At 65.3% G+C, this 13,255-nt stretch carries 11 protein-coding genes; 7 read left to right on the top strand and 4 right to left on the bottom strand.

Annotated elements, in window-relative coordinates:
• Positions 1-20 precede the first annotated feature (20 nt).
• The 4 genes from lpxB to VNK82_05410 form a co-directional block, all read right to left on the bottom strand.
• Positions 21-1,172 (bottom strand): lipid-A-disaccharide synthase, encoded by a 1,152-nt coding sequence (gene lpxB / locus VNK82_05425; protein ID HXE90388.1) that lies wholly within the window; start codon positions 1,170-1,172, stop codon positions 21-23.
• Entirely contained in the window at positions 1,172-2,419 is a 1,248-nt protein-coding gene (locus tag VNK82_05420) for a hypothetical protein (GenBank protein ID HXE90387.1), read from the bottom strand. Before VNK82_05420 ends, lpxB begins: the two co-directional genes overlap by 1 nt.
• A gap of 238 nt (positions 2,420-2,657) precedes the next feature.
• Complete coding sequence (locus VNK82_05415) at positions 2,658-4,535, bottom strand: ABC transporter ATP-binding protein (GenBank protein ID HXE90386.1); 1,878 nt, start codon at positions 4,533-4,535, stop codon at positions 2,658-2,660.
• 450 nt (positions 4,536-4,985) lie between these two features.
• Positions 4,986-6,257: a beta-ketoacyl-[acyl-carrier-protein] synthase family protein gene (locus VNK82_05410; protein HXE90385.1), complete on the bottom strand. Its 1,272-nt coding sequence runs from the start codon at positions 6,255-6,257 to the stop codon at positions 4,986-4,988.
• Positions 6,258-6,330: 73 nt separating this feature from the next.
• On the opposite strand from VNK82_05410, the gene hemW reads away from it, so the two are divergent.
• The 7 genes from hemW to VNK82_05375 form a co-directional block, all read left to right on the top strand.
• On the top strand, positions 6,331-7,605 hold the full coding sequence (gene hemW, locus VNK82_05405; protein HXE90384.1) for a radical SAM family heme chaperone HemW: 1,275 nt from the start codon (positions 6,331-6,333) through the stop codon (positions 7,603-7,605).
• 91 nt (positions 7,606-7,696) lie between these two features.
• On the top strand, positions 7,697-8,752 hold the full coding sequence (locus VNK82_05400; GenBank protein ID HXE90383.1) for a low specificity L-threonine aldolase: 1,056 nt from the start codon (positions 7,697-7,699) through the stop codon (positions 8,750-8,752).
• Positions 8,753-8,788: 36 nt separating this feature from the next.
• Positions 8,789-9,247, top strand: a complete 459-nt coding sequence (locus VNK82_05395) for an SRPBCC domain-containing protein (GenBank protein HXE90382.1) — start codon at positions 8,789-8,791, stop codon at positions 9,245-9,247.
• Positions 9,248-9,348: 101 nt separating this feature from the next.
• Positions 9,349-9,585 carry a hypothetical protein gene (locus tag VNK82_05390; protein ID HXE90381.1) on the top strand — a complete coding sequence of 79 codons (237 nt, stop codon included), beginning with the start codon at positions 9,349-9,351 and terminating at the stop codon, positions 9,583-9,585.
• A gap of 34 nt (positions 9,586-9,619) precedes the next feature.
• Entirely contained in the window at positions 9,620-10,762 is a 1,143-nt protein-coding gene (locus VNK82_05385) for an acyl-CoA dehydrogenase (GenBank protein ID HXE90380.1), read from the top strand.
• A gap of 159 nt (positions 10,763-10,921) precedes the next feature.
• Positions 10,922-12,622, top strand: a complete 1,701-nt coding sequence (locus tag VNK82_05380; GenBank protein HXE90379.1) for a DUF885 domain-containing protein — start codon at positions 10,922-10,924, stop codon at positions 12,620-12,622.
• Between the two features lie 244 nt (positions 12,623-12,866).
• A partial coding sequence (locus VNK82_05375; protein HXE90378.1) for a hypothetical protein occupies positions 12,867-13,255 on the top strand: 389 nt, incomplete at its 3' end.

The raw sequence follows: 13,255 nt of genomic DNA, 5'->3' as shown, positions 1-13,255 counted from the left end.
TCCGGGGCAGAAAAGATGCTCTAAGCCAGGGCGCGCAGCACGGCCTCCGCCGCCCGATCCGCCGCCGGCTGCGTTCCACCCGCCTTCAGGCGACTGCGGACTTCGGCCAGCCCATCCAACATTTTCTCACGAGCGGGGCTGTCGGCCAGGAGCGGCTCCAACTCTCGAGCTACGTTTTCCGGCGTGAACTCGGATTGCAGCAGTTCGGGCACGATCTGGCGGCCCACAATCAGGTTGGGCATGGCGACGAACGGAACACGCAGCAGGCCCCGGCCCAAGCGCCAGGTCAGGGGAGAAACGCGGTACACCACCACCATGGGCGTGCCGGCGAGGGCCGCTTCAACGGTCGCCGTGCCGCTGGCGACCAGCGCCGCGCGGGCTTGGGTGAGGGCGGCGCGGGCGTCCTGGACCAGGCGGACTTTGGGACGGGAATGGGTCGAGGCTTGCCGCGCCAACTGCTCCTTGATCCAAGCCGCACTCAGCGTGGAAGCGACCGGGAGGATGAATTGATGGCTGAACCTGACTTTCGAGGGGAGGCGCTCGAGAGCTTGAAGCAGCGCGGGCAGAATCATCTGCACTTCTCGCGCCCGGCTCCCGGGCAGCAAGGCCACCCAGGGACGGTCGGGATCGAGCTGGTTGGCGGCGGCGAATTCGGCGCGCGTGGCCGAGGGCGGGGGGAAGTCGGCAAGGGGATGGCCGACGTATTCGGCATCCACGCCCCGCTCGCGATACCACTGCTCTTCGAAGGGGAAGATGACCAGCGCCTTCTTGATCCACTTGTGAAAGCGCTCCACACGCCGCCCGCGCCAGGCCCAGAGCTGCGGGCACACGTAATAAATGACGGGGACGCCGCGGCGGTGCATCTCGCGCGCCACGCGGAAGTTGAAGGCAGGGGAGTCGATGACGATGGCGGCCTGAGGCTTGCGGCGGTCGGCTTCCGCGATGAGGCGGCGGAAGTCGCCGTAGATGCGCGGCAGATGGGCGACGATCTCGGTGATGCCGACCACGGAAAGGCGGCTGGAGTCGATGACCGTGTCGCAGCCTGCGGCGCGCATCTGCTCCCCGCCAACGCCGAAGAACTCGCTGGCGGGAATGCGCCTCTTGAGGGCGGCGATGAGTTGCGCGCCGTACAGTTCGCCCGAGGCTTCACCGGCGGAGATGAGGAAGCGCATCAGCGGGCCGTGACCTGGGGCGCGGCGGCATCGGCCGCGATGCCGAGGTAGGGGTTGTAGAGGTAGCGTTCGTCGCTGTCGAACTGGCCGAAGTGCCGGCGAAGGATGAGGGCGGGATCGAAGAACCAGGCGCCGAGGGGAAGGCTCTCGTCATCGAGGTCGATCCAGTTCCAGGGGGCGGAGGCAGCGTTGGGACGGGCATAGTCGCCGCGGATGGCGCCTCCCACCGTGCCCAGTTCGCAGTCGGGGCGGCGGGCGCCGGGGACGGCGCAGAAACGGTCGCCGAAGTCCACCACGGTGCCAAAGGTCTGGTTGGGCTGGCGCGCCTCGCGGGCTTGCTTCCACCAGGTCTTCTGCAGCGAAACCAGTTCGTAGGTGGTTTCGAAGCCCTTGACCTGCGAGAACTCCGTAGCCTTGCCGTAGCGCAGCACCAGAATCGGCCCGTCTTCTTCGGTCGACTCTTCGCCCTGCCAGGCGTGAATGCCGTGCTTCTGCGACTCGATGTAAAGGATGGGGCGGCCGTCCTCCAGGCGCAGGCGCTGGCGGGGCTGTCCGCTGGTGATTCGCAGATATCGCGCCTCGGGCGCCACCCAGCGCAGCAGGCGGTTGTGCGCCACGGTCTCCATGGCGATGACCGCCGGTCCGCCCTCGGCGTGCTTGGCCACGATGACCAGCGCCCCTTCGAGGTCGTTCTCGTGGTTGAACTCAACGTCTTTGCGGGTCTTTTCGCCGAAGATCTCGCCGTATTTTTCCTGCACCTTGTCGAGAATCGTCTCGTAGGTAGATTGCACGACCGACCAGTCGCGCGGATGGTAGACGGCATAGTGCAGGTAGTAGTGATCCTCGCCTTCGATCACGGAGTAGTAAACGAACGACCAGAGCTTGTAGCGGGAATCCGCGGCGTTGGCCCAGTTATTGTTGCCCACCCAGTCGCCGTCGAAATCGAAGTTGGTGGGATAGTCGAAACGATAGTCTTCCGCAGTGCCGGCCAGGCGCTGATAGATGATGGGAGCGAAACGCTCGGCGATGGCGCGTAGTTCCTGCTCCTTGGCGGTGAGGGTCGAGGGCGCAGAGGCAGGAGCGGGTCGGGAGATTTGCGCTTCCGACTCCGAGTATTCCTTGACGGGTTTCTGAGGCTGAGCGGGTTCGTCTTCGTTGTATTCCTTGACGGGTTTGGAAGTGGGCGTGTCCTGCGCGGCGGCTGGGAGCAGCAGGAGAATCAGGATTGGGATGAGGCAGCGTGTCACGGTCGGGCGCCCCTACGGGGCTTGGTCATCTTGCCTTCGAATACCCACGGCTTACGCCGTGGGCTACATGTCCTTGCGCCCGCCTGCGGCGGGCTGTAGCCCGATGGTCAATTCAGCGAAGTGAAGCATCCTCATACCCGGAGGACCCTGTCGAGGTAGGGATTGCTCGCTTCGCTCGGAATGACACATGTGGGCACGGTTCTGCTGGCACCTATAAAGACCGCTCTTCCATCACACCTCAGTCGTCGGCGGTGACGGCGGCTTCCTGGTCCTTGTACTGGAGCTGGTAGAGCTTCCAGTATATGCCGCGCTGGGCGAGCAGTTGCTGGTGCGAACCCATCTCGCGCAGCTTTCCCTTGTGCATCACCAGGATGACGTCGGCGCGCTGGATAGTGGAGAGGCGGTGGGCGATGATGAGCGAGGTGCGCCCTTCGACCATGCGCGCCAGCGCCTCGCGGACGCGCAGCTCGGTTTCCGTGTCCACGCTGGAGGTGGCCTCGTCGAGCACCAGGATCCGCGGGTTGTGGGCCAGGGCGCGGGCGAAGGAGATGAGCTGCTTCTGCCCGGTGGAAAGGGTGGAGCCGCGCTCGAGCACCGGCTCGCGGAAGCCGCCGGGCAGGGTGCGGATGAAGTCGGCGATGTTGACCTCCTCGGCGGCACGCTCCACGTCTTCTTCCTCGATCCAGGAGGTGCCGAGACGGATGTTGTCCTGTACTGTGCCGCTGAACAGGAACGGGTCCTGCAGGACGACTCCGAAGCGGCGGCGGAGTTCGGCGAGGTCCATTTCGCGCAGGTCGACGCCATCAATGCGGATGGCGCCCCGCTGCACGTCGTAGAAACGCAGCAGCAGCGAGATGATGGTGGTCTTGCCGGCGCCGGTATGGCCGACGATGGCCGCGGTCGTACCCGGCTCGATGGTGAAGGTAACGTCCTTCAGCACCCAGTCGGGCTCGGCGGGCCGGGTAGCGCCGTCGCCGGAGGGCTGGCCGTCGCCTGCGGGCACGGAGCGGTAGGCGAACCAGACGTGGTCGAACTCGATGCGGCCGGGGCCATCGGGGCGTTTGGGCGCAGCGGGGGAAACGATTTCGACTTTGGTATCCAGCAGCTTGAAGATGCGTTCGCTGGAGGCCATGGCCGACTGCAGGATGTTGTACTTCTCGCTGAGGTCCTGGATGGGACGGAAGAAGCGCTGCGCGTACTGCATGAAGGCGACGAGCACGCCGAGCGAGACCGCGCCCTGGAGGACAGCGCCGCCGCCGAACCAGATGACGGAAGCGATGGCGGCGGCGGAGAGGATCTCGACCACCGGGTAGTAGACAGCGTGGGCCATGATGGCGTCCTTGAAGGCCAGCATGTGCGCGGCGTTAACCTCTTCGAACTTCCGGTACGACTTCTGCTCACGGTTGAAAAGCTGCAGCACGACGATGCCGGAGACGTGCTCCTGCAGGTAGGCGTTGATGCGGGCGATGGCCACGCGGATGCGCCGGTAGGAGTCGCGCACCTTGGTGCGAAAAATCATGGTGGCCCAGAAGATGAAGGGCAGCACAGCAAAGGTGATGAGCGCCAGCCACCATTCCATGTTGAGCATGATGATGACGATGCCGGCGAGCACGAAGACGTCCTCGAAGATGGAGACCACGCCGGCGGTGAACATCTCGTTGAGCGCGTCCACGTCGGTGGTGACGCGGGTGACCAGGCGGCCGACCGGGTTCTTGTCGAAGAAGCCGACGTGCATCTGTTGCAAGTGGCGGAAGATCTGGCTGCGCAGGTCGAACATCACCTTCTGGCCGGCCCATTGCATGAGGTAGATCTGGCCGAACTCGAACAGGAAGCCGGCGGCCAGCGCGCCCAGATACAACGCCGCGAGCTGCGCCACGCCGATGAGCGGCTCGGGGCTCAGCCAGGGGTCAAGCAGGGAGCCTGTGGCAGTTCCGGGCGCCAGGTACTTGTCCACGGCGACCTTGGTGAGGTAGGGCCCGATGACGTCAAAGCCGGCCTTGAACACGATGGCCACCAGCGCCACCGCCACCTGCCACTTGTAGGGGCGCAGGTAGGTGAGCAGCCGCCGCATCAGGCGGCTGTCGTAGGCTTTGCCGAGGACTTCTTCTTCGTGCATGAAGGCGGCCTAGAGAGCCAAACAGATATTGTATAGACGCTCGGGCGAGTAGTGAGGGCTCAGCGATATGTGCGTCGGCGATGACCTATCCGACGTACTGCTTCTTGCAACGGTATCGAGGGTCTCGGGTGCCGGAGTCGTGAGGCGGCAATCCAGTAGTCCTCCTGGTCATCGAGGTACTCGCGAATCGCCCAGGTTACAAGGAGCGAGATGGGACGGCGTGTTCGCTTGGCGAGAGCTTCCAAGCGCCCTCGGATTGCGGCGGGAATCTGAACGGAAGGCATGGTCTGATTCATTCTAAGAGACCAGAAGCTATCTCATGAATGCAGCCGAGAGAAGTTCAGGCTTCTACCTCAGGGGCTAAAGCCCACTATCTTTAGCGACTCTGCGGCACGGCTGAAGCCGTGCCCTGATACAAATCAAGCGAGCCGGGGTTTCATCGGCCAGCCTCTACACCTGCCGCAGCACCAACGCCGAGTTCTTCGAGCCGAAGGCGATGCAGTTGCACAGGGCGTGCTCGATGGCGGCCCTGCGGCCGGGCGAGGGGACGTAGTCGAGGTCGCATTCGGGGTCGGGCACGTCGAGGTTGATGGTGGGCGGAAGCTGGCCGTGGCGCATGGCCACCAGAGTCGCCGCAACGCCCGCCGCGCCACACGCGCCCTGGGGGTGGCCGATCTGCGACTTCAGCGCCGACATCGGCGTTCGGTGCGCGTTGCAATTGAGAGCCAGCTTGAGGGCGCGGGTCTCGATGCGGTCGTTGAGTTCGGTGGAGGTGCCGTGCAGGTTGACGTAGTCAACTTGCTGCGGGCCGATGCCGGCTTCCGTCATGGCGATTTGCATGGCTCGCGCCGGCTCCTCGCCGCATTCCTCCAGCCGCACGCGGTGGAATGCCTCGCAGGTAGAACCGTAACCCGCCACTTCGGCATGGATGCGTGCGCCACGCGCGCGGGCGTGTTCCAGATCCTCGAGCACGAACATCCATGCGCCCTCGGCGAGCACGAAGCCATCGCGATCAGCGGAGAACGGGCGCGAGCCGCGCTGGGGCTCGTGGTTCCAGGAGGTGGTGAGGATCTTCATCAGGGTGAAGCCCTTCATGATGCCGTAGGCCAGCGGGGCGTCGGCACCGCCCACCAGGAACATGGGCAGCACGCCGGCCTGGATCTGGCGATAGGCGTAGCCCAGCGCGTCGGTCGAAGACGTGCAGCCCGAGGTGACCACCTGGCTGGGGCCGCGAAAGCCGAAGCGCATGCTGATCTCGCTGGAGAGCGTCCCCATAGTCCCGCTGGGAATGCTGAAGATGCTGACCTGCTTGATTTTGCCTTCCAGCCACAAACGATACTGGGCTTCGGAGAAATCCTGGGGGCCGCCGCCCGTGCCCAGCAGCACGCCGATGGAGCGCTTCTCGTCGAGCGACATGCGGGCGGGATCGAGGTCCGCTTCCGCCAGGGCTTCCGCGGAAGCGGCCAGGGCGAGTGGCACGACGCGCGAAACGTGCTTGCGCTCGCGCGGCTCCACCCAGGCGGTCTCGTCGAAGTCGCGCACTTCGCCGGCGATGTGCACCGGGAGGCCGTCGGGCTCGAAGCGGGTGATGCGGCCCACGCCGCTGGCGCCTGCCAGGACGGCATCGCAGAAGGCATGGTTGCCGATGCCGTTGGGGCTCACCACGCCCATACCGGTGATGACCACGCGCCGCGCCATAGCCCTGGGATTGTAGATTGTCATGGGGCGGGGAAGGTTGCAGAGTGGGATAATTTCATTTGGCAAATTTGGAGATTTGGTGATTGGGTAATTCGCGATGCCTCTGGGCCTGTACGTTTCCGTGCCGTTCTGCAAGACGAAGTGCAGCTATTGCAACTTCGCCTCGGACGTGTTTTCAGGGGAGCGGTTTCGGGCCTACGTGCAGGGGGTGTGCGCCGAGATTGCGCGTGCGGAGCAGACGGCGGAGGAAATGGGCGGGCGCTTCGAGCGCGACGTGGACAGCATCTACTTCGGCGGGGGAACGCCGTCGCTGCTGCCGCCGGACTTGCTGGAGCACGTGTTCGATGCCGTCCGCAAGCACTTCGCCGTGGCGAGGGACGCGGAAATCACGGTGGAGTGCGCTCCAGGCACGCTCATGCCGGAGATGATCGGGGCGCTGGTGCGGCTGGGGGTCAACCGGGTGTCGCTGGGTGTGCAGTCGTTTGTGGATGGCGAGGCGGCCGCCGTCGGCAGGCGGCACACTCGGGCCATCGTGCTCGATGACATTGCCCGGCTGCGCGAAGCGGGCATCGCCAACCTGAATCTGGACCTGATCGCCGGGCTGCCGCACCAGACGGCGGAGAGCTGGCGGAGCTCGCTCGACGACGCCATCGCTACCGGCGTGCCGCACGTGAGCGTGTACATGCTGGAGGTGGATGAAGATTCGCGGCTGGGGCGCGAGCTGATCGCGGGCGGCACGCGCTACCACGCCCACTTTGTCCCGGATGAGGATGCGGTGGCCGACTTTTACACTTTGGCGTGCGAAGAGCTGGAGGGGGCCGGCATCCGCCAGTACGAGATTTCGAACTTCGCCCGAGCGGGCGCCGAGTCGCGCCACAACCTGAAGTACTGGACCCGGCAGCCGTATCTGGGCTTCGGCGTGGATGCGCACTCGATGCTGCCGGCTGGGCCCAGCCTGAGTGATGCGGGCGTGGACGCGATTCGCTTCAGAACGCCTTGGGATCTCGAGGAGTTCCTGAAGTGGGACGGGGAAGCCCCCTGCGACCTGATTTCGCGGAGCTCGGCGCTGGAGGAGACGTTCTTCCTGGGTCTGCGACTGAACTGTGGGGTGGAGCTGGCGGAAGCCGCGTCAAAGTTCGGCCAGGAGGAGGTGCAGGAGCTCGACGACAAGATTGCCGACCTGCTGCGGGACGGGCTGGTCCGGCTGCATCAGGGCAGCCTGTTCTTGACTCCCAGAGGGCGGCTGCTTTCGAACGAAGTATTCGAGCGCTTTGTCTCCATCGGCACGGTGGAGGACCTGCCCGACATCCTCGGCCTTGACCCGGACGATCCACGCCGGGCCCGGATCGCGGCCCGAGTCAAGGTCCAATAGCGGGCGCCGCGGCAAAAACGGGCGCTCGGCGCGTCGCATACGGTAAATTAGTGGTTTGGTCATGAAATCCAAGGCGGCACCAGTTGGTGCAGTGGCGGACGAACCCGCGCATCTGGCAGCCATCGACCTGCGCTCGGACACGGTGACGCAGCCGACGCCGGAGATGCGCCGCGCCATGGCCGAAGCCGAGGTCGGCGACGACGTTTACGGCGAAGACCCGACGGTGAACCGCTTGGAGCAGCGGGCGGCGGAGATCTTCCAGCGCGAGGCGGCCATCTTCGTGCCTTCGGGCACGATGGGCAACCAGATCGCCATCAAAGCGCACACCCGGCCGGGGCAGGAAGTGATCTGCGAGGAGCGCGCCCACATCCTGGACTACGAAATGGCGATGCTGGCGCATTTCTCCGGGTGCATCGCGCGGCCGGTGCGGGGCGAGGACGGAATCCTGAGCTGGGGTGAGATCGAGAAGCGCATCGCGCCACGCATCTACTACCGCGCACCCACAGGGCTGATCGCGCTGGAGAACACGCACAACATGGCCGGCGGCACCGTATATCCGCCGGAGGTGGCGGAGGAAATCTGCGACCGGGCGCACGAGCGCGGGCTGCCGGTGCATCTGGATGGCGCGCGCATCTTCAACGCAGCGGTGGCGCTGGGCCGCACCGTAGCCGAGTTGACCCGCAAGTTTGATTCGGTGATGTTCTGCCTGTCGAAGGGACTGGGAGCGCCGGTGGGCTCGCTGCTGGTGGGCAGCCGCAGCCTGATCGACCAGGCACGCAGCTATCGCAAGGCGCTGGGCGGCGGCATGCGGCAGGCGGGCGTGCTGGCCGCGGCCGGGCTGATCGCGCTCGAAGACGGCCCGCGCCACCTGGCCCGCGACCACGAGAACGCGCGCTTCCTGGCCGATGGGCTGGCGGGTGTACCGGGCATCCGTCTCGATGCATCGAAGGTAGTGACCAACATCGTGATTTTCGACATCAGCGGCACGGGCATGCACACTCCCCGCTTCACGGACATGCTGGCGGCGCGGGGCCTGCGCGCCAACGGCATCAGCCCGGAGCGCATGCGCTTCGTCACGCACCGGGACGTGGACCACGAGGACTGCGCCCGCGCCCTGGCAGCCGTTTCCGCCATCTGCAAGCACTGACATTTTTCATTCGAGAGAGGAACCGACCAACCAAGCATGGCGATTCGTCTGGAGCAATCCATTACGGCCAAGTGCCGTCCCGATCACGTCTGGAAGAAATTCGAGAACCTGGAGCAGTGGGCCTGGTGGAACCGCGTCGTGGGTCCGTGTAAATGGGTCAGCGGCCAGCCCTGGCAGAAGGGCAGCCGGTTCCGCATGGAGCTGGTGAAGCCGCGGGTCATGGCCGTCGAGTGCACGGTGCTGGAATGCGCGCCGCCGGGCAAAGTGGCCTGGACGGGCGGCGGATTCGGCTGGAAGGGCGAGCATTGGTTCAGCTTCGAAGCCCAGCCCGACGGCACGACACTGCTCAAGACGTGGGAGGACATTTCCGGTTTTGTCTCCATCTTCTTCGGGGACGGCATGAAGAAGAAGACCGTGGAGGCCTACGCCGCCTGGCTCGACGCCCTTAAGTTCGAGGCCGAGCGCATGGCGCGGGAGGAGCTGGCGCGCGCCTAGCCGTGGCGCGATACACTGTAGCTTCGCTGTTTCCGGGCGCTGGCGAAGGGAGCCCCATGCAGGTTGAGATTCGCCGCTGCTTCACCTGACTGGACATTCTCATGGAGGCGGGACGCCTCAAAGGGGAGATCCGGGAACGGCTGGGCATCACACCGCGCATGCGGTTCGCCGGCGTGGGCGTGCTGGAAGTGAAGGTGGGGGACGAAGTGGTCTTCTCCCGCCAGAAGGCGCGCCGTAATGCGCGGCCGGGCGAGGTCGCCGAGCTGGTGGAAGCCTCCATCCGCCGGGCCGGCATGCCGTACAGGGCCCCCCGGGACCGGTCCGAAGGAAACGATTGAGCGCGCCGGGGATCGCGCGCGCCAGGAGCGCCACGTGGATTTTCGTCTGACGGAAGAGCAGCATCAACTGCGCCGCAACGTGCGCGAGTTTGCCGAGCGCGAGATCCGCCCGCACGTGATGGAGTGGGACGAGAAATGCGAATTCCCGCTGGGCGTCCTGAAGGAACTGGGCAAGCTGGGGCTGATGGGCGTCATCTTTCCGCCCGACTACGGCGGCGCCGGCATGGGCTACGTGGAGTACGTCATCGCCATCGAAGAGCTTTCGCGCGTGGATGGCTCGGTGGGCATCATCGTGGCGGCGCACACTTCGCTGTGCAGCAACCACATCTGGATTGCCGGCTCGGAAGAGCAGAAGCGCAAGTACCTGCCCAAGCTGGCCAGCGGCGAGTGGATCGGGGCCTGGGGACTGACCGAGCCCGGTTCCGGCTCCGACGCCGGCAGCGCCCGCATGTCCGCCGCCCGCACCAAGAAGGGCTGGGTGCTGAACGGCAACAAGACCTTTACCACGAACGGCAGCTATGCCGACGTGGTGGTAGTCATCGCCGTGACCGACAAGGCGGCGCACACGCACGGCCTTTCCGCCTTCCTGGTAGAGAAGGGGACGCCGGGCTTCCGCCCCGGAAAGAAGGAGAACAAGCTCGGCCTGCGCGCTTCCGACACTTCCGAACTCATCTTCGAAGATTGCGTCATTCCGCATGAGAACCTGCTGGGCAAGGAAGGCGACGGCTTCATCGACGCCATGCGGGTGCTGGACGGCGGACGCATCTCGATTGCCGCGCTCGGCCTGGGTATGGCCCAGGGCGCCTTCGAGGCCTCGCTGCGCTACTCGCAGGAGCGCCGCCAGTTTGGCCGCGCCATCTGCGAGTTCCAGGCCATCCAGTGGAAGCTTGCCGACATGGCCACGGAAATCGACGCCGCGCGCCTGCTCACCATGCGCGCCGCTACGCTGAAGGACAACGGCGAGAAGACCACCATGGAATCGTCCATGGCCAAGCTCTACACCAGCGAAGTGGCGGTGCGCTGCGCCAACGAGTGCGTGCAGATCCACGGCGGCTACGGCTTCATCAAGGACTACCCGGCGGAGAAGTTCTACCGGGACGTCAAGCTGTGCACCATCGGCGAAGGCACCAGCGAGATCCAGCGCCTGGTCATCGCCCGGCAACTGCTGAAGGACTAGCGAAAGTCCGCCACGACAGAAAGGGATTTCATGGGCCTTCCGAGAATTCTTCCTTCTTGGCGCAGGGCCGCAGCCGGCCTCCTGGGTCTCGCTCTCGCCCTGCCTGTAACCGCCCAGCAGGCTCCGGAAGCCGCGCCCGCCCGTAAGCAAGCTCCGTGGGTGGCGCGCTCGGATGAGAACACCAGACTCCTGCTGGACGTCGAGGCCCGATTCTCTCCGGAAAGCGCGGCGCAACAGGGCGTGGAGGGTGTGGATGAGAACATCATCGACCGCACGCCCGGCTTCGAAGAGCGCATCCGCAAGGCCACCGCAGAGGCTGTGGACGTATTGAAGGCCCGTCTGGCTGCGGAAAAGGACCCCCTGGTCCGCCAGGACCTGGAGATCCTCATCAAGGCAGGGGAAGAATCCATCCAGGGCTCGCTGCTGGAGGAGAAGTACGAGGTTCCGTATCTCAATCTTGCGCGGCTGTTCTTTTATTCGAGCCGAGCCCTGCTGGACGACCAGATCGCCGAGCAACGCCGTCCCGCAGCGCTGGTCCGTCTGCGCAAGTACACCGGCATGGCGCCGGGCTACAAGCCTCTGACGGAACTGGCCATGGCCCTCACGCGGGAGCGCATGAAGAACCCGGCACTGTTGATGCCGGTGAAGTCGGAACTGGAAAAAGACCTGGGGAACAGCGACTATTTCGTCGAGGGCATCGGGCAGCTCTTCGAGCGGTATCAGATCGCAGGCTACCAGGAACCGTACGCCAAGCTGGAGGAACAGCTCGCCGCCTACGACGAGTTCCTGCGCAAGGAAGTCCTGCCTAAAGCGCGCATTGACTTCCGCCTGCCGCCGGAGCTCTACGCCTTCAACCTGCGGCAGTACGGAGTGGACATTCCTCCCGGCGAGCTGGCCGAGCGCGCGCATCAGGCCTTCCGTGAGATCCGCCTGGAGATGCAGAAGATCGCGCCCGAAGTCGCCCGCCTGCGCGGCTGGGACGGACTCACGGACTACCGCGACGTGATCCGCAAGCTGAAGAAGGAACAACTGATCGGCGAAGCCATCCTGCCGCACTACCGCGATCGATTGGGGCAGATCGAAGAGATCGTCCGTCGCCAGAAGCTGGTCACGCTTCCGGAGCGGGAGGCGCGCATCCGTTTGGCCTCGGCCGCCGAGAGCGCGGGCCTGCCCGCGCCCAACATGCGTCCGCCGCGCCTGCTGGGGAACACGGGCGAGATGGGCGAGTTCATCCTGCCGCTGAACGTGCCGGCGCCTCCCGGCTCCAGGGAAGCCACCCAGCGCATGGACGACTTCACCCACGAGGCGGCTTCCTGGTCGCTGGTGGCGCACGAAGCCCGGCCGGGCCACGAGATGCAGTTCGCCGCCATGGTCGAGAAAGGGGTTTCCACGGCGCGCGTCATCTACGCCTTCAACAGCACCAACGTCGAAGGCTGGGGACTGTACTCGGAGGCCATCATCAAGCCCTACATGCCGCTGGAGGGACAGCTCTGCTCGCTGCAGTTCCGCCTGCAGCGTGCAGCCCGCGCCTTCCTCGACCCCGAGCTGCAGATGGGCAAGGTCACGCCGCAGCAGGCGCACGACGTGCTGACCACGGAAGTGGTCCTCTCCGAGGCCATGGCCAACCAGGAAGTGGAGCGCTATACGTTCCGCGCTCCCGGGCAGGCGACCTCGTATTTCTACGGCTACACCCGCCTGGTGGACCTGCGCCACGAATTGGAAGGGAAGCTGGGAACGAGGTTCGACCAGCAGAAGTTCCACGACTTCATCCTCTCCCAGGGCCTGTTGCCGCCCGACCTGTTGCGCAAGGCCGTGCTGGCCGAGTTCGCCGGTATTGGTGCCACGACAACGGGGAACTAGCTTGAAGTTGAGCGCTCGAATCGCAGCAGTGCGACGCAGAATACGACGATTGGAACAGGATTGTTCTCTGCTCCTGCAAAGAGTCAGCGACCTAAAGCCCGAGCAGAAGCAACTCGCAATCCAACAATTCAACGCCACACAGGACAAGGAGCGTTCCAATCTGCAGAAGCTGCTTTCAGACCTGCCACCAGCCACCTGAGACCTGACACCTGAGACCTGACCCGGTACACTAGGCGCTTCCGGCGTGTCCCAGCCGATCCAAACCTGGGTGGAGCGAATCCGGGCGGGCGATCCCCGCGCCATTGCCCGCGCCATCTCTGCGGTCGAAGATAGCTCTCCGGAAGCGCGACCGCTGCTCAAGGCGCTGTTTCCGCTCAGCCGGGGCGCGCGCGTGTTGGGCATGACGGGTGCGCCGGGCTCGGGCAAGAGCACGCTGGTGGACCAACTGGCGCGCCACTACCGCAGCCAGGGCCGCACCATCGGCATCATCGCCGTCGACCCGACCAGTCCGTACACCGGCGGCGCCATTCTGGGCGACCGCATCCGCATGCAGTCGCATCACGCCGACACGGGCATCTACATTCGCAGCATGGCCACCCGCGGCTTTCTCGGCGGGCTGGCGCGCGCCACCGC

It is taken from the genome of Terriglobales bacterium (genome assembly GCA_035573675.1).
Lineage (GTDB): Bacteria > Acidobacteriota > Terriglobia > Terriglobales > Acidobacteriaceae > DATMAB01.
This window is presented reverse-complemented; position numbering and strand designations above follow the sequence as displayed.

Coding starts and splice junctions, on each gene's coding strand:
- lpxB (HXE90388.1), bottom strand. CDS start 1,172: ATGCGCTTCCTCATCTCCGCCGGTGAAGCCTCGGGCGAACTGTACGGC.
- VNK82_05415 (HXE90386.1), bottom strand. CDS start 4,535: ATGCACGAAGAAGAAGTCCTCGGCAAAGCCTACGACAGCCGCCTGATG.
- VNK82_05410 (HXE90385.1), bottom strand. CDS start 6,257: ATGACAATCTACAATCCCAGGGCTATGGCGCGGCGCGTGGTCATCACC.
- hemW (HXE90384.1), top strand. CDS start 6,331: ATGCCTCTGGGCCTGTACGTTTCCGTGCCGTTCTGCAAGACGAAGTGC.
- VNK82_05395 (HXE90382.1), top strand. CDS start 8,789: ATGGCGATTCGTCTGGAGCAATCCATTACGGCCAAGTGCCGTCCCGAT.
- VNK82_05390 (HXE90381.1), top strand. CDS start 9,349: ATGGAGGCGGGACGCCTCAAAGGGGAGATCCGGGAACGGCTGGGCATC.